Source organism: Pseudomonas sp. AN-B15 (assembly GCF_019056475.1).
Taxonomy (GTDB): Bacteria; Pseudomonadota; Gammaproteobacteria; order Pseudomonadales; family Pseudomonadaceae; genus Aquipseudomonas; species Aquipseudomonas parakoreensis.
Map to the genome: position 1 here is coordinate 5,702,435 of NZ_CP049737.1, position 15,873 is coordinate 5,718,307.

General features: G+C 63.1%; 13 protein-coding genes. 1 reads left to right on the forward strand and 12 read right to left on the reverse strand.

The features are described from left to right. Positions 1–42 precede the first annotated feature (42 nt). Entirely contained in the window at positions 43–957 is a 915-nt protein-coding gene (locus GTQ41_RS25835; protein WP_047297119.1) for a LysR substrate-binding domain-containing protein, read from the forward strand. Positions 958–1,068: 111 nt separating this feature from the next. Here the strand turns inward: GTQ41_RS25835 and madM are convergent, their stop codons facing one another. The 12 genes from madM to GTQ41_RS25895 all read right to left on the reverse strand — a co-directional run bounded on the left by madM (position 1,069) and on the right by GTQ41_RS25895 (position 15,868). Further along, positions 1,069–1,833: a malonate transporter subunit MadM gene (gene madM, locus GTQ41_RS25840; protein ID WP_047297120.1), complete on the reverse strand. Its 765-nt coding sequence runs from the start codon at positions 1,831–1,833 to the stop codon at positions 1,069–1,071. Between the two features lies 1 nt (position 1,834). Beyond that, on the reverse strand, positions 1,835–2,251 hold the full coding sequence (gene madL, locus GTQ41_RS25845) for a malonate transporter subunit MadL (protein ID WP_003229065.1): 417 nt from the start codon (positions 2,249–2,251) through the stop codon (positions 1,835–1,837). Between the two features lie 66 nt (positions 2,252–2,317). Beyond that, positions 2,318–3,238: a malonate decarboxylase subunit epsilon gene (gene mdcH / locus GTQ41_RS25850; protein WP_047297121.1), complete on the reverse strand. Its 921-nt coding sequence runs from the start codon at positions 3,236–3,238 to the stop codon at positions 2,318–2,320. Next, positions 3,235–3,855: a malonate decarboxylase holo-ACP synthase gene (locus GTQ41_RS25855; RefSeq protein ID WP_047297122.1), complete on the reverse strand. Its 621-nt coding sequence runs from the start codon at positions 3,853–3,855 to the stop codon at positions 3,235–3,237. The genes mdcH and GTQ41_RS25855 overlap by 4 nt, the downstream gene beginning before the upstream one ends. Further along, entirely contained in the window at positions 3,849–4,634 is a 786-nt protein-coding gene (gene mdcE, locus GTQ41_RS25860) for a biotin-independent malonate decarboxylase subunit gamma (protein WP_047297123.1), read from the reverse strand. The genes GTQ41_RS25855 and mdcE overlap by 7 nt, the downstream gene beginning before the upstream one ends. Further along, positions 4,631–5,482: a biotin-independent malonate decarboxylase subunit beta gene (locus GTQ41_RS25865; RefSeq protein ID WP_047297124.1), complete on the reverse strand. Its 852-nt coding sequence runs from the start codon at positions 5,480–5,482 to the stop codon at positions 4,631–4,633. Before GTQ41_RS25865 ends, mdcE begins: the two co-directional genes overlap by 4 nt. Beyond that, positions 5,475–5,774 carry a malonate decarboxylase subunit delta gene (locus GTQ41_RS25870; RefSeq protein WP_047297125.1) on the reverse strand — a complete coding sequence of 100 codons (300 nt, stop codon included), beginning with the start codon at positions 5,772–5,774 and terminating at the stop codon, positions 5,475–5,477. Before GTQ41_RS25870 ends, GTQ41_RS25865 begins: the two co-directional genes overlap by 8 nt. Then, positions 5,774–6,646, reverse strand: coding sequence for a triphosphoribosyl-dephospho-CoA synthase (locus GTQ41_RS25875; RefSeq protein ID WP_047297126.1), 873 nt, complete (start codon positions 6,644–6,646; stop codon positions 5,774–5,776). The genes GTQ41_RS25870 and GTQ41_RS25875 overlap by 1 nt, the downstream gene beginning before the upstream one ends. Continuing rightward, positions 6,646–8,316 (reverse strand): malonate decarboxylase subunit alpha, encoded by a 1,671-nt coding sequence (mdcA, locus tag GTQ41_RS25880; RefSeq protein WP_217325381.1) that lies wholly within the window; start codon positions 8,314–8,316, stop codon positions 6,646–6,648. Before mdcA ends, GTQ41_RS25875 begins: the two co-directional genes overlap by 1 nt. A gap of 281 nt (positions 8,317–8,597) precedes the next feature. Further along, positions 8,598–8,963, reverse strand: coding sequence for a hypothetical protein (locus GTQ41_RS25885; RefSeq protein ID WP_047297128.1), 366 nt, complete (start codon positions 8,961–8,963; stop codon positions 8,598–8,600). A gap of 529 nt (positions 8,964–9,492) precedes the next feature. Next, a complete protein-coding gene (locus GTQ41_RS25890) occupies positions 9,493–9,963 on the reverse strand; it encodes a chemotaxis protein CheW (protein ID WP_217325382.1) in 471 nt (156 codons plus the stop codon). After that, positions 9,956–15,868 carry an Hpt domain-containing protein gene (locus tag GTQ41_RS25895; protein WP_047297129.1) on the reverse strand — a complete coding sequence of 1,971 codons (5,913 nt, stop codon included), beginning with the start codon at positions 15,866–15,868 and terminating at the stop codon, positions 9,956–9,958. The genes GTQ41_RS25890 and GTQ41_RS25895 overlap by 8 nt, the downstream gene beginning before the upstream one ends. Between the last annotated feature and the right edge of the window lie 5 nt (positions 15,869–15,873).

Here is a 15,873-nt window from a genome sequence, read left to right on the forward strand (position 1 = left end):
CATACCGGGCACAATCGACGCATTCTAAAAAGAGTCCGCGCCATGCTGATCGACGAAGAATTGACCCTGAAAAAACTCGAGGTGTTCCTCGCCTTCATGCGCACCGGCAATCTGGCGCGTGCCGCAGCCGAGTTGCAGACCAGCAATGTCAGCGTGCACCGGGCGATCCATTCGCTGGAAAGCGCCCTGCGCTGCCCGCTGTTCAAGCATGAAGGGCGCAACCTGACGCCCCTGGAAAGCGCCTACGTGCTCGAAGAACGCGCGCAGAAGCTGATCCAGGACGTGGTCGAGAGTGTGCGCCTGACCCGCGAGGCCGCCGGCTTCTCCGCTGAACGCTTCAAACTCGGCTCGCTGTACTCGCTGACGGTGAAAACCGTACCGCAACTGATCATGGGCCTGAAGATCCGCCGCAGCGAACTCAACATCGACCTGATCCTCGGCTCCAACATCGACCTGCTGTACAAGCTGAAGAACATGGAAGTCGACGCGATTCTGGTGTCGCTGGACGACACGGTCAGCGACCCGGACTGCGAGCAGATCCCGCTGTTCTCCGACGACATTTTCCTCGCCACACCGGCAGATTCAAGGTTCGCCCAACGCAGTGAAGTCGATCTGGCCGAGGTGCGTGACGAAACCTTTATCACCCTGACCCAGGGCTTCGCTACGCATCAGGACGGTATCCGGGTGTTCAAGCAGGCGGGGTTCGAGCCGAAGGTGGCGATGCAGGTCAACGACATCTTCACCCTGCTGAGCATGGTCAGCTCCGGGGTCGGCTATGCGTTGCTGCCGGGGCGGATTGCGGCGGTGTACGAGAATCGGGTGAAGCTGATCCCGTTGCAGGAGAAGTACCGCTTGCAGCAGCACATTGGCGTGGTCTTCTTGAAGGCCAAGGAGCGCGATCCGAATCTGCTGGCGTTGCTGGCGGAGTGTCGGATGTATGCCAATCGCCAGATCTGACACCGAGTTGCGCCCTTCGCGAGCAAGCTCGCTCCCACAGGAGAATGCATTCCAAGTGTGGGAGCGAGCTTGCTCGCGAAGGCGTCAGCGCAGACAACTGAAATTCCGGATCTAGCCCACAATCCCGCGAACAATGAAGAACAACAGCGAAGGCCCCAGCAAGCACCCGAGCCCGGTGTGGAACGTCGCCGTCAACGCCCCATAAGGCACCAACCGCCGATCCGTCGCCGCCAGCCCTGCGGTCACCCCGCTCACCGTCCCGGCCAGACCACCAAACACCATCGCCGAACGCGGGTTATCCAGGCCCATCCAGCGCGCCGCGACCGGCGTGCCGACCATCACCAGAATCGCCTTGATCAACCCGGTAGCAATCGACAGCGCCATCACATCCGAAGTCGCGCCAATAGCCGCACCGGTCACTGGGCCGACGATGTAGGTCACCGCGCCCGCGCCGATGGTGGTCATGCTCACCGCATCGCGATAGCCGAAGGCCCAGGCCATGCACGCGCCGACAATGAACGGCAACACCGTACCGAGCAGCAGCGCGATCACGCCAATCAACCCGGCCTTCTTCGCCTCGGTCGCCTGCACTTCGAACGCCGTGGCGACAATCGCGAAATCCCGCAGCATCGCCCCGCCCATCAGGCCGATGCCGGAGAACAGCGTCAGGTCGGCCAGGCCTTTTTGCCCGCCAGTCAGGGTGCCGCCGACCCAGGCCAGCACCAGACCGATGACGATGGCAATCGCCGAGCCATGAATGCGCCCGAAGGTCAGGCGTTTGGAGAGAATCACCGAGACCCACATGATCACGCCGACGAAAGCGAACGCGGTGATCAGGCCGTTGTGTTCCAGACCGTTTTCAATGAGTGCCCACATGTCAGCGACCTCCTACCGGGGTACCGACCGGGGTGACTTCCACCGGTTCGTCAGGCAACGGTTCGCCTTTATGGGTGCGGCTGATCAGGGCAATCGTGCAGCCACACACCACCACCGAACCGATTGCCGCCAGCACCGCCACCGGACCGCCGTGCAGGGCGGTGACGACGTTCTGTTGCGCGGCCATCGCCACCACCACAGGAATGTACATCGCGCCCCAGAAGCCGACGCCCATCTCGCAATCCTTGGTCATGCCGCCGCGTTTCTGCATCCACAACCGCGCGCAGATCAGCAGGATCATGGCGATGCCGACCCCGCCGACGTTGGATTTGACGCCCAGCAACACGCCGAGCATGTCACCCATGATCACCCCTGCCAGCGTACAGATCGCCAACAGCGCCACACCGTAAATAATCATTGTTGTAGTCCTCAAAGTGCATCGTCGAATGTTGTTTTTGTTGTTCGAAGCCTGAGTCGCGGCGGTTTAGGGTCGGCGGTCTCCCTCCTCTCGCAACAGCGCCTGCAAGGTGTCCAGACGCGCACTGTCGAAGGCAGTGACCGTGCCCGATTCGAACACCCGGCGCGCCAGCCCGGTCAGCACCGCACCGGGCGGCAGTTCGATCTGTAAACGCACGCCGCGCTCGTAGGCGCTTTGTACGGTGCCGCGCCAGTCCACCACGCGGCACATGTTGAAAGCGAGGTCGTCGCGCAGGGCGTCAGGCTTGATCAGCGGACGCGCGCGGCTGCCACTCAGGTACGCGATTGTCGGGCGCTTCAGTTCAACCTTGGCGAAGGCTTTGGCGAGGATTTGCGCAGGTTTTTCCAACAGCGGACAGTGCGACGGCACGCTCACCGCCAGACGTTTCGCCAGACCGGCGCCACGACTGCGCGCCAGTTCCGCCACCCCTTGCATCGCCGCGTCACTGCCGGCAATCACCACCTGGTTATCGGCGTTGATGTTGGCCAGGTACACCGGCGACTCCGCGCTGTGCACCTGCGCCAGCAGCGTTTCGACGGTGGATAACTGCAGACCGATAATCGCGGCCATGCCGTAGCCCTGTGGATAAGCCTGCTGCATCAACTCGCCACGCAGGCTGACCAGATGCAACGCATCGCTGAAGCTCAGCGACCCGGCGACCACCGCTGCCGGGTACGCACCGATGGACAGGCCGGCGACGTAATCCGCCGTGAGTCCGTCCTGCAGCAACTGCCGCGAGGCGGCGACCCCGGCGATCAACAGGCACAGCTGAACCGCCCGGGTGCTGCGCAGCGCATCGGCCGAATCGAGCAGCGAGACATCCTCACCGAGCACGTCGCTGGCCTCAATCAAGGTTGCCCGAGGCAAACGCTGGAGCATGCCCGGTTGCTGCGCGCCCTGGCCGGGGAACACCAACAGGCTGCTCACGCTGCCTGCTCCTGCGGGTTCCACGGGTCAGTGACCAGACAGGCCTGATGCTGAGTTTTCAGCAGCACCCGGGCCGAACCGCTGGCCCATTCGCGCAGCGCCACAGCACCAAACGGCGTCTGCAATTGCATATCCACCCGGCATACAGCCTGATCGAAACCCGCGACCAGTTTGCGTGCCTGATTACGGGTGATCAGCTGCGGGGTACGCAGAATCAGATCGAGGTCACTGGCCGCGTGCATCGCGGTAAAACCACTGGCCAACTCAAATCCGACACTGCCGCTGACACCCCAGACCCAACCACAATCATCGAGCATCGGCCGCAGTTGTTTGAGTGCCTGCATCACTGACAGATCGTGCTCGCAATCGACATGACAAAGCGCCTCCGGACTGATCCGACGCACGATTGCATCAAGACTCATGAACGCCGCCAGGCGCTGCTCACGCAACACACCGCGAATACCCACCGCGACCCAACCTTCTGCACTCACCGCGCGCCGCACCACCACCGGTTGCCCGGCAGCCAGCGACTCGATCGCCCACTGCGGCGCATCCGCTGGCAACTGCGCAGGAGTCATGCCCCACAGCAGGTCGTGGGCCAATGGCAAGTTCACCACTGTGCCCTCAGCAGTTCACGCACGCGGCTGGAGGCCTCACGGTTTTTCGCACCGAGACGTTTGCTCAAGTCATTGCCGGAGATATCGTCGATGGCCTGTTTCAGGCACTCGGTGACCCGCGTCAGATCCTCCGTCGTCGGCTGCTCGATCTGCTGCACCGAGAGGGTTTCCCAGAGCAATCCGAGGCTGGCGTAGCTGTCGATGTCGTAGGCCATCGGCGGCACGCTGGCGGCCAGCGCTTCCAGTTCCTCGACACTGCGCAATGTCACCCGCGCCGCCGAAGCCTTGCCCATCGCATGCACCATCACCCCGGGATCGCGCAGGGCAATCAAGCGGTTGGCCTGATAACCGTGGGCCAGAAACGCCCCGGACATCGCCTTGCCCACCAGCAGCGCAATCACCGGATGCCCGGCCAGACGGGCGCGGGCATAACTGTCCGCCGCACCGGCCAGGGCCTGATGAATGCCGAGGGCTTCTTCGCGACGACCGTAAGCCTGGCTCGGTACATCGACGATGGCGATGATCGGGCGTTTCCGTGTGTTGTCGCGATCTGCCGTGATTGCGTCATCCACCGCCTTGGCCAGGCCCCAGCCTTCGAGCAAACCGACTTCGCCGTTGCGAGCCCGTGGAAAACGGTTGTCGGGGTCAGCAACCACAGCAATAAAGCGTCCGAGTTCGCCATCGGCCACCTTCAACGACGGCGGCAAACCTTCCACCGCTTTCGCACCCGCGCTCAATGCGTTGAACCAGTTCAAACCGCGCATCGAATAACCACTCATGAGCGCTCTCCTTGATACAGATCGCGAACCACCGCAGGCTCGATTTGCTTATCGGTGTCCAGGCTCGCCAGACGTTGCAGAAACCAATCGGAGCGCTGACTGCGCGGCCGGGTTGGCAAACCCTGTTGCAGCAACGCACCGACCTGCTGGCGAATCTGTGCCACATCATCGGCGACGTAACGATCCACCAAGCCGCTGGCGAAACGCTGCTCGCCACCGGTCAGGCTCCAGATGAAGGGCCGGTCGCGGGAGTCGTACTCTTCGATCCCGGCTTCCTGTTCGATCACTTGCGGGCCGTTGAGACCGAGGCGCGCTTCCTGAGTCACCAGCAAATAGCTGCACAACGCAGCGGCAATCGACATGCCGCCGAAACAACCGACACTGCCCGCGACCACGCCGACCACCGGTTGGTACTGCTGCAAATCGACAATCGCCGCATGAATATCGGCAATCGCCGCCAACCCGAGATTGGCTTCCTGCAAGCGCACGCCACCGGTTTCCAGCAGCAACACGGCGCGCGTCGGGATGCCTTTGCGGTTGTCTTCGGCGGCCAGTTCCAGCGCGCCGGCAATCTTCGCGCCGCCGACTTCGCCGAGGCTGCCACCCTGGAACGCGCCTTCAATCGCGGCGATCACCAGCGGCAGGCCATCGAGGCTGCCTTTGGCAATCACCACGCCGTCATCGGCTTGCGGTACCACGCCCTGGCGCTCGAGCCACGGCGACATGACCCGTTGAAACGGGTCGAGCAATTCGCGGAAAGTCCCGGCGTCGAGCAAGGCCTTCGCCCGTTGCCGCGCACCGAGTTCGACGAAGCTGTGCTTATGCAACAGCGCTGCGCTGTCAGTCATGGCCGATCTCCTCGAAACCTTGTTCCAGACGCAGCCGCACCACACCCGGCGTGGCGCCGAAATCGTGGATATCGATGGCCATCGCCGGTGGCGTGGTGCCGTCGAACATCCGCGCAAACAGATGCTGCCAACGCTGCTGCGCACCGTTGACCGAGGTCTGCACATTGATCGTCAGCTTGCCGGCCAGCCCCGGTTCGATCAGCACTTCCAGATCGCCGGAGCCGACACAACCGACCAGCGCGCGCCCGCGTGGCGGCTGCCCGGCGGGAAATTCAAAGGATAAGATTTCCATCAAAACGCTCCCTGAAGGATACCGTCGCGCTCGATTCGGTCGAGCAGCAGCGTGGCGGCGAGCAAGTCGGCGGCGCCACCGGGCGAGGCATTCAATGCGATGAGTTGTTGATCCAGTGCGTGCAGGCGCCGACGCCCGTTGAGGCTGGCGCTACCACCGGCGTCGAGCACTGCTTGCGCGCCGTGTTGCATGGTCTGCAGGCCTTGTTCACCGGCGCGGTAGAGCACGCAGGTGTCGGCCAGATCGGTCATGATCGCCAGCAGCGCATCGAGCCGGGCATTCTGTTCGCCGTGGCCGTTGGCGCGGCTGCGTTTGAGTTGCGGCAAGCCGCGTTGCAGCACGGACGGAAAGCCGAGTTGCGCTTCCTCCCGAGCGCCGCGTGCGCCGTAACGCAGGGCGACCTGAGCGCCGTGGCTCAAGGGTTTTGGTGCGTAGCGATCATCCAGCAAGGCCAGACGTGCGGCGCGAACAGAGACGGCGTTGGCACTTGAAGATTTCGGTTCCAGCGCAGCGGCGGTCACCAGTAAACCCAGTGCCCAAATGGCGCCGCGATGAGTATTCACCCCGTTGGTGGTCGCAAGCATGGCTTGCTCGCCTTCGCGACCGATGCGACCAATCGCTTCGCGCAACGCTGTATCGACTGCGCCGATATCAACTGCGGCCTCGGCCATTTCCTTGAACGCCGGCCACAATGACAATGCCGAAGCGTGCATCAGGCCCAAGTGCAGATCGGTGTGCGCGCCATTGCCACGCCGGTCGACCAGCGCCGGTTTCGGTGACAGATCGGCTTCGTCGATCAGCGCATCCACCGCCAGATCCGCCAGGCGCTCGCTCAGGCTCAGGGGTTTCGCTTGCAGGTTGAGTGCGTGCATTACCAGCTCCTGAACTTGGCGGGCGGGTTGTACAGGCCGCCGGACCACTCGGCCAGATCGGCCACACTCTTCGCTGCCAGCAGTTCGCGGGTGGCGTCGGTGCGGCGGATGCCGAGGTCTTCGGGCAAGGCGATCAGGCCTTCGCGGCGCATACGTTCAGTGTCTTTCGGGTTGTGGCGTAGGCCGATGGCGGTGACGCCGGCAACCGCTGCGATCATCGCCTGGCGCTCTTCCAGCGAGCGCGCCTTGTACAAGTAGGCGATGCCTTCTTCGGTGAGCAGGTGGGTGACGTCGTCGCCGTAGATCATGATCGGCGCCAGCGGCATGCCGCTTTTCTTCGCCACGTCCACTGCGTCGAGGGTTTCGACGAAGGTCGGTTTACCGCCCTCCTGGAAGGTCTCGACCATTTGCACCACGAGTTTCTTGCCGCGTTCGAGCATCGGTTGCGGCGCGTCGTCGTGGCGCATGTCGAGCCACGCCGGGGTGCCGTGACGCCGACCGCGCGGGTCGTGGCCCATGTTCGGCGCACCGCCGAAACCGGCGAGGCGGCCACGGGTCACGGTCGAGGAATGCCCGTCGCCATCGACCTGCAGCGTCGCGCCGATAAACAGATCCACCGCGTACTGCCCGGCGAGTTGGCAGAACATCCGGTTGGAACGCAGCGAGCCGTCGCGGCCGGTGAAGAACACGTCCGGGCGCGCGGCGATGTAGTTCTCCATGCCCAGTTCAGTGCCGAAGCAATGCACGCTTTCGACCCAGCCGCTTTCGATAGCCGGGATCAGCGTCGGGTGCGGGTTGAGGGTCCAGTTGCGGCAGATCTTGCCCTTGAGGCCGAGGGATTCGCCGTAGGTCGGCAGGATCAATTCGATGGCAGCGGTGTTGAAACCGATGCCGTGGTTGAGCGACTGCACGTTGTGTTTTTCGTAGATCCCGCGGATCGCCATCATCGCCATCAACACGTGCACCGGTTTGATGTGCCGTGGGTCGCGGGTGAACAGCGGTTCGATGTAGAACGGCTTGTCCGCCACCACCACGAAATCAACCCATGAGGCGGGGATATCCACGCGCGGCAGTTCGCTGACGTCATCCACCAACTGGTTGACCTGAACGATGACGATGCCATCGCTGAACGCCGCCGGTTCGATCAGTGCCGGGGTGTCTTCGGTGCTGGGGCCGGTGTAGATGTTGCCGGCGCGGTCGGCCATGAACCCGGCCGAGAGCACGACGTTGGGGATCAGGTCCACCACCAGCCGCGCGTAGAGTTCGATGTAGGTGTGAATCGCGCCGACTTCCAGCAGGCCGTCTTCGAGCAACTGGCTGATGCGCAGGCTCTGGGTGCCGGCGAAGGAGAAATCGAGCTTGCGGGCGATGCCGCGTTCGAACAGATCCAGATGCTCGGAGCGACCGACGCTGGGCATGATCATGTGCAGATCATGCAGCTTTTCCGGATCGGCTTTGGCCAGCGAACGGGAAAGGAAATCCGCCTGTTTCTGGTTGTTGCCCTCCAACACCACACGGTCGCCGGGATGGATCAACGCTTCGAGTGCGGCGACGATCTTGTCGCTTGGCAGTACCACACCGTCGGCCAGGCCGCGCACCTTGTCGAGACGCCGCTGCTTCTCGTCACGCCGCCGCGTCCAGCGCGAGTCGGGGGAAATTATTGTTGTCATGCTCACTCCACGGGGTTCGCTGTCGTGGAGCTACGTTAGGCGTGTGGGGTGGGGGCATCAATCAAGCGCGGTGGTGAATCATTACGGTCAGCGTAACGTTTGACGACGCCTTCGCGAGCAAACTCGCTCCCACAGGGATTTGAGTTGTTCAACCACTATGTGACAACCCAAATCCCCTGTAGGAGCTGTCGAGTGAAACGAGGCTGCGATCTTTTGATCTTCAGAATCAAGTTCAAAAGATCGCAGCGTGCCGCAGCTCCTACGGGGAAATGCTGCGCTTTTCAGTCTGTTGGCATCAATTTGTCGAGCACCCGATTCACCGCCATCTCCGCCACCATCACCACCTGAGCGATGCCTTGCAGGGTCTTGCGGTGCGTGCCTTGCACCAGCGCCGCATGGTTGTTGAGCATGACCGTGGCCGAGCCGAGCGATTCACTGGCGTCGGCCAACAGGGATTCGCTGTCGGCGTCGGGGTTGGCCATGTACAGCGTGTTGGGGCTGTAGGGCGTGGCCATGAGGTCGGGTTTTGGCGGGCCGAGGTAATGGTCGAGGGCGCGTTCGGCGGCTTCGTGGAATTTCTTTGATTCGGGGGCTTCGTAGGGGGATGCCGTGTCTGTTGGCGGCGGGTTTGGTGTTGGTTTAATCATTCTCAGGTTCCGAAATAAAGCTGGAACCGCTTCTCTGCTAAAAGAAGGGGTGGCAGCTGAACGCAGGTTAGCAGACCGGGGAACCTAAGGAAGCCGGCGCGCCGAAGCGCCCTGCGCACAGCCGCCATCGAATGCAGGCACTGAGCCTGACGATGATGTATGTGCACCCTTAGATTAACCACGGGCTGCTAAACCCGATCACTGGGAATCAGTGACGCAATCAAGTTACGCAGCCTGCCGAGGGCGCACAAGCCGGCGGATTCTGGTGCATGCGTAGGCAGTGGCGCAAGGATTTGTAGGCTGGTGAGGCGTAACACTGAGTGTCTTTAAACAGCTGTGCTGGAAAGTGTTTATTGCACTGCAGAAATTGAAGATTTGCCTGTAAGAATTTGCTGATTCAACTGGCCCCATCGCTGGCAAGCCAGCTCCCACAGGGTTTTGTGTGATTCACAAAATCCGAATACGACGCGGACACTGTGGGAGCTGGCTTGCCAGCGAAGAGGCCAGTCAGGGCAGCACAAAGGCTGGATCAGTGAACCAGCCCAGCCTCCACCAACAACTGCTCCAACCCCAACAAATCCGGCACCTTGGCCACCTGTTCCCCGACCTGCACCGCCGCCTGCTCCAGCGCACACAACGGCACATCGACATAACTCAACTGGCTGTCGAGCTTGTATGAACGCGGGATCCCCTGCACCAGCAGCGCGATGAATTTCAGCTGCGGCAACCCACCAAGGACATTGAGGATGACGATCCGCGCGCGTTCGCCGATGACGATTTTCTGCCCGCACGCCGACTCGAAACTCAGCAGCGGAATCTGCCGTTCACGCCAGCTCACCCGCCCCAGGTACCACGGCGGCGTGTCCAGGTCGAAGGCGCTGGCCTGATAGTCGATGAGCTCGGCGACGGCGACGTTGGGCAGGATCAGGTTGCGGTCGGCCAGCGGCAGCAGCAGGCCGGTGAGTTGGCTGGTGCGCGCGTTGTGGCGGCGCTCATGCATGTTTCTTGCTCCAGTGGGCAATGCTTTCGAGCAGCACCGATTCCTGATACGGCTTGCCAAGGTAGTCGTTGACGCCGATGGCCATCGCACGGTCGCGGTGTTTCTGCCCGGTGCGCGAGGTGATCATGATGATCGGCAGGTGCTGCAGACGTTCGTCGTGGCGCACCTGGGTGGCGACTTCGAAGCCGTCCATCCGCGGCATTTCAATGTCGAGCAGCATCAGGTCGGGCATGTGCTCTTCGAGCAGCAGCATCGCGTCGACGCCGTCCTTGGCGGTCAGCACGTTCATGCCGTGGCGTTCGAGCAAACGGCTGGTGACCTTGCGCACGGTGACCGAGTCGTCGACCACCAGCACCAGCAGGGGTTTCTGCGGCTCACTGTCGATGTCCGCCTGCGCCGGATGCTGGGCGATCCGCGCCTGCATCGCGCGGATCGGTGCGAGCAGATCAAGAATCAGCACCACCCGGCCATCGCCGAGAATCGTCGCCCCGGACACCCCCTGCACCGCCGCGAATTGCGGGCCGAGGCTCTTGACCACAATCTCGCGCGTGCCGGCCATCGCATCGACCTGCACCGCGATGTGCCGGTCATTGCACTGCACCAGCAGCACCGGCAATGGCAGGCTCTGGCCGAGCAGTTTGGGGCGTGGCGCGGTTTTCAGCAGCTCGCCCAGATAGCACAACTCGTAACGCTGGCCGGCGTAGTGGTAGCTCGGCGGATCGTTGCGGTAGTGCGCTTCCAGATCATTCGGCAACACCCGGACGATGCCTTCGATGGTGTTCAGCGGAATCGCATATTGATCCTCACCACACTGCACCATCAGCGCGCGGTTGACCGACACGGTGAACGGCAGACGAATGCGGAAATGCACGCCCTGCCCCGGCACCGAGTCGATGCTCATGGTGCCGCCGAGCTGCCGGACTTCCTCATGAACCACGTCCATGCCGACGCCGCGCCCGGAAATCTGGGTGATCTTTTCCGCGGTGGAAAAGCCCGGCTGCAGGATGAACTGCAGCACGTCGCGGTCGCTGATCTCGGCGTCCGGTGCGAGCAGGCCACGCTTGATCGCCTTGCGCCGCACCGCGTCCAGCGGCACCCCGGCGCCGTCGTCACGGATATCGAAAACGATGTCGCCGCCCTCGCGGGACAAGTCCAGGCTGATTGTGCCCTGCGCCGGTTTGCCCGCCGCCAGCCGCACTTCGGCTGACTCCAGGCCATGGTCGACGGCGTTGCGCAGCATGTGTTCCAGCGGCGCCGCCATGCGCTCCAGCACGTTGCGGTCCATCTCGCCTTCGGCGTTGTCGATGATGAAGGCGACGTCCTTGTTCAGCTCTTCGGCGACCTGCCGCACGATACGTTTCAGGCGCGGCAGCATCCGTTCGAACGGCACCATGCGCGTGCGCATCAGGCCTTCCTGCAATTCGGTATTGATCCGCCCCTGCTGCTGCAACAGGTTCTCGGCGTCGTGATTACGGCGCTCAAGGGTTTCCTTGAGGTCAAGCAGGTCGGAAGCGGATTCGAACAGCGCCCGCGACAGTTGCTGCAACTGCGAGTGACGATCCATTTCCAGCGGGTCGAATTCTTCGTAACCGAGACGCTCGGCATCGACTTGCTGGCGGCTGAGAATCCGTCCCTGGGTTTCGGTATCGAGCCGGCGCAATTGATCGCGCATGCGCTCGATGGTGGTTTCCATCTCGTTCAGCGCGGTTTGCGCATCGCTGACCTGCTGCTCGATACGTCCACGGAAAATCGAAGTTTCGCCGGCCAGATTGACCAGTTCATCAAGCAGTTCGGCGGAGACCTTGACCATGTCCGCGCCAGCATCGGCGGCGGGTGCGGCAGGTTCGGTCTTGGCCGGAATCGGCAGCAACGGCGGCGTGTCGGGGGTCGCCGGATGGCTGAAATTCTGGATCGCGTTGATCAGCCGATCCGCCGGCGGACATGGCTGCCCGGCGCGTACGCCGTCGAGCATTTGCGCCAGGCGGTCATGCCCGCGCTGCACCAGCGCAAACAGTTCGGCGGACGGTTGCAGCACGCCGGTGGCGAGGCTTTCGTAAAGGAATTCGAGCTCATGGGCGAGGTCGCCGATCGGGCCGATCTCGACCATCCGCGCGCCGCCCTTGAGTGTGTGCAGATCGCGCAGCAGGGTTTCCACTTCCTGCCGATTGCCCGGCTCGGCCTGCCAGCGCAGCAGCGCCGCGCCGGAGCTTTCGATGATGTCGAAACCTTCTTCGAGGAAGATGTCCAGCAGCTCCGGATCATGCGCTGCGCTGTCGGATACAGCCGTCGGCTGTGCCGCTTCGGCACTGCCGGACTGGCCCTGACGGAAATGGCGGATCGCTTCGATCAAGTCGTGCGCCGGGGTCAGTGGCTGATGGTTGTGCAACTGTTCAAGCAACTGCGCCAAGCGGTCGTGGCTCTTGTGCAGCAAGCGTCCGAGCAGCTCACTGTAGCTGTGGCGACGATCTACCAGACCTTCGTAGAGACTTTCCAGCTCATGGGCCAGATCGCCGATGGCATCGACCTCGGCCATCCGCGCGCCACCCTTGAGGGTGTGCAGATCGCGCTGCAACGACGACAGCGGCGCAGTGTTGTCCGGGTCGCTCAACCAGCGCTGCAGGGCTTGCCCGGCGCTGTCGAGAATGTCTACCGCCTCTTCGAGGAAGATCTCGACGATCTCGTCGTCTGGCGCCGTCTCGGCATTCGCGCGGGACAGTTCGGCGGTGGCGGCACCCAGTTCGCTGATGTTCAAGGTGCGGCTGCCGTCGCTGCGGATCAGCCCCATCGCTGACGGGTCGAGGCTTTCATCGAGCAGCTCGTGCAGGGCACGAATGCGCTGCGGCTGCGGGGTAATTTCCTGGCCGGCAGCCAGTTCGTCGAGCATGTTGATCAGCGCTTCATGGGCGCTCTGCGCTTCGTGGAAAAACCTGTCGCTGACCGCCAGGCTGCTTTCTTCGACGGCGCCATAAAGGTCGAGCAAGGCTTCGCACAACACATCCACCGGCAGCAGATCGGCGAGGTGCGCGCCTTCGCCCAAAGTGGTCAGCTCATCCAGCAGCGCACTGAGTTCCTGGCGCTCGCCGGGGTGTTGCTGCCAGCGTTGCAACAGGCTTTCGGCGTCGAGCAGGATGTCCATGCCCTGGGCGAGGAAGTTGTTGATCAGTTGCGGATCGCGCTTGATCCGCAGGCCGGTGTTCGGCGCGTTTAGGATCGCTTCCAGGCGGTCGGCCAGCAGCGTTTCGGTGCGCTTGATCAGCGACTGCGCACCGACAATCGGCGCCAGCGGATCGTGCTTGAGCTGGCGCAAACCAACGCGGAACAGGCCTTCGGCTTCGAGGAGCAATTCCACTTCATCCAGATCCAGAGGCAACTGATGCGCCTTGAACTCCCGCGCCAGCTTATCCAGCGGCGCGGCCAGTTCGGCAATCGGCAACACGCCGGCCATCGACGCACTGCCCTTGAGCGTGTGCAAGGCGCGCTGCAATTCGTCGCTGGCCGGCAGCGGCACATGCTCGGCGGCCTGATCGAGGAAGCGGTTGAGGCTGGCGAGGTGGGTTTCAGCCTCGTTGCGAAAGATCTCCAGCAACAGCGGATCGAGGGCCGCCATATCGTCGACGTCTTCGGCCGCCAGCGGCTCGACGCCTTTGGCCAGCGCATGCGCGCGGGCCGCCAGTTGATCGACATCGCGGCGCTGCCGCTGGCGCTGAGTGGCGAATTCGCTGATCAGTTCCGGCAGCAACAACACCGTGTCCGTGAGCAACTGCTGCACCTGCGCGCCAGGCTCGACGCTGTGTTCCAGCACGCGGTTGAGCAGGTTTTCCACGGCCCAGGCCAGCTCGCCAAGGATCAGCGCACGAACCATGCGCCCGCTGCCCTTCAAGGTGTGAAAAGCGCGGCGCAACTCGGTCAGGGCGGCGCGGTCGCGGGTGTCAGCCGTCCAGCGCGGCAGGTATTCGTGCAGGACTTCGAGCACCTCGTCGGTCTCTTCGAGGAACACTTCGCGCAGTTCATCGTCCACCGGTGCTTCATCGAGCGGCGGCGGCATCAGGCTGCCGGGGGTGATCAAGGCCGGCGGGTTGACTGCCGATACCGGACTGGCCAGCACCTCGGCCAGCGACTGCACGGTCTGCGGATCGTCCAGCGTCTGCAGGTCCTGCATCACCAGCGCTTCGCTGGGGCTGAGGACATCGTCGAGCAACGGCACGTGAGGTTCGCCGGAAGGCTCGTCAGGAAAGAAACCGAGGCTGGCGAGGCTCTTTTGTGCAACATCCAAAAGTTGTTCATTCGGCGCTTGCGGGTCGTCGCTCAGGCGTTCGAGGTAATACTCGAGGCTGGTGATGACGTCGGCGAGGTGATCCAGTTGCTGCCAGCCCGGCTCATGCGGATCGAGCAGCAGGTGTTCGCGAATGAAGCTGTTGCAGGCCTCGACCAGACTCGCCGCGCGGCTCAGCGGAATCATCGCGAGCGCGCCGCGCACCTGGGTCAGCAACTCCGGCAGCGGTTGCAGTTGCTGGCGATCCCAGTCGGCGTCGATGTAATCGACGATCATGTCCTTGGCCTGTTGCAGGCAGATGCGCGCTTCCTTGATCACGATCTGATGGATCTGTGTCAGGTCGGTGGTCGGCAGGCGCGCGTCTTCGGGACTTTCCGGCTCAACGGTGCCGACCATTCCGGCGAGGTTGGCTTCGACGTAGAGCAGCGCGCCGGCAACGTCCATCAGGGTCGCGTCATTCGGTTCGCGCTGGCCCTGAGCGAGGCTGAGCACCACCGCCAGTTGATCGATGATGACTTTGCGCGGCTGGCCAAAACCGAGCACCGCGAGGGTGTCGGCGATCTGTCGCAACGGCGCCAGCAGACTCTCCAGATCAGCAGTGTGCTGACGGTCGCTGCGCACGAACAGGTCGAGGCGCTCCTTGACCCGCACCAGCTCTTCGCACAGCGCCGCCAGCACCGAGCGCATCGCATCGCGGTCGGGGCCGGCCAGGCGCGCGCGTTCTTCGTCGACCATCGCGCTGTCGGGCAACGCGTCGTCCAGGGAGTAGCGATCTTTCATGGTCAGCATCTGCCCGGTGGGATGTTCGGCTTTGGCAATATAGAACAGCAGGCTTTTCAGCAGCTCCGGCGGAGGCGGCTGATTGAGGCCGCGCGGGCCTTGTTCGAGCAGGCGCTTGAGTTCCTTGTCGGCGTCCTTGAACAGGCTGCGCAAGGCCGGGCTGTTGGCGATGGCGCCTTCGCGCATGCCTTCGACCAGCGCTGAAGCGACCTGCCACAGCGGGCTCAACGGCGCATTGGCGCTCAGCGCTTCGAGGCGCTGGAAGACTTTCGCCAGGTAGTCGAGGTGCGTCTGGTCATCCTGCTCGCGCAGCAACCCGACCAGCGCCATTTGCAACATCTGGCGCAACTTGCGCAGTACGTTGGGCCACTCGGCCGGCTCCAGCGCGGCCAAGGCTTCCTCGCTCAACGGCGGCAAGTCCGGCAGTGGCGGGCTGAACAGGCTGGTTTCCGAGAGCAGGCTTTCACCGCGCGCACTGCGCAGATCGTTGATCAGCGGTAGCACCACCAACGGCAAGTCGCGGCGGGCGCTCTGCACCCGATCGAGGTAAATCGGCAATTGCCCGAGGGCTTGCAGCAACAAGTGCAGGGCTTCGTCGCGGTGGCTGACGCGCCCTTGCTGCAGGGCGTCCACCAGATGCTCCATCTCTTCGGCCAGCAATGCCGCGCCGTAGAACTCGACCATCTGCAAACTGCCATGCACTTGATGAATAAACGCCAGGCACTCGTCCAGGCCCGGCGCGGCCTGCGGGTCATCGAGCACGGATTCAATCGCCTGATGCGCCTGTTTCAGCGTTTCGGCAATTTCACCCTTGACCCATTCGAGGGCCACATAGTCGTGCCGGTCACCCATAACCA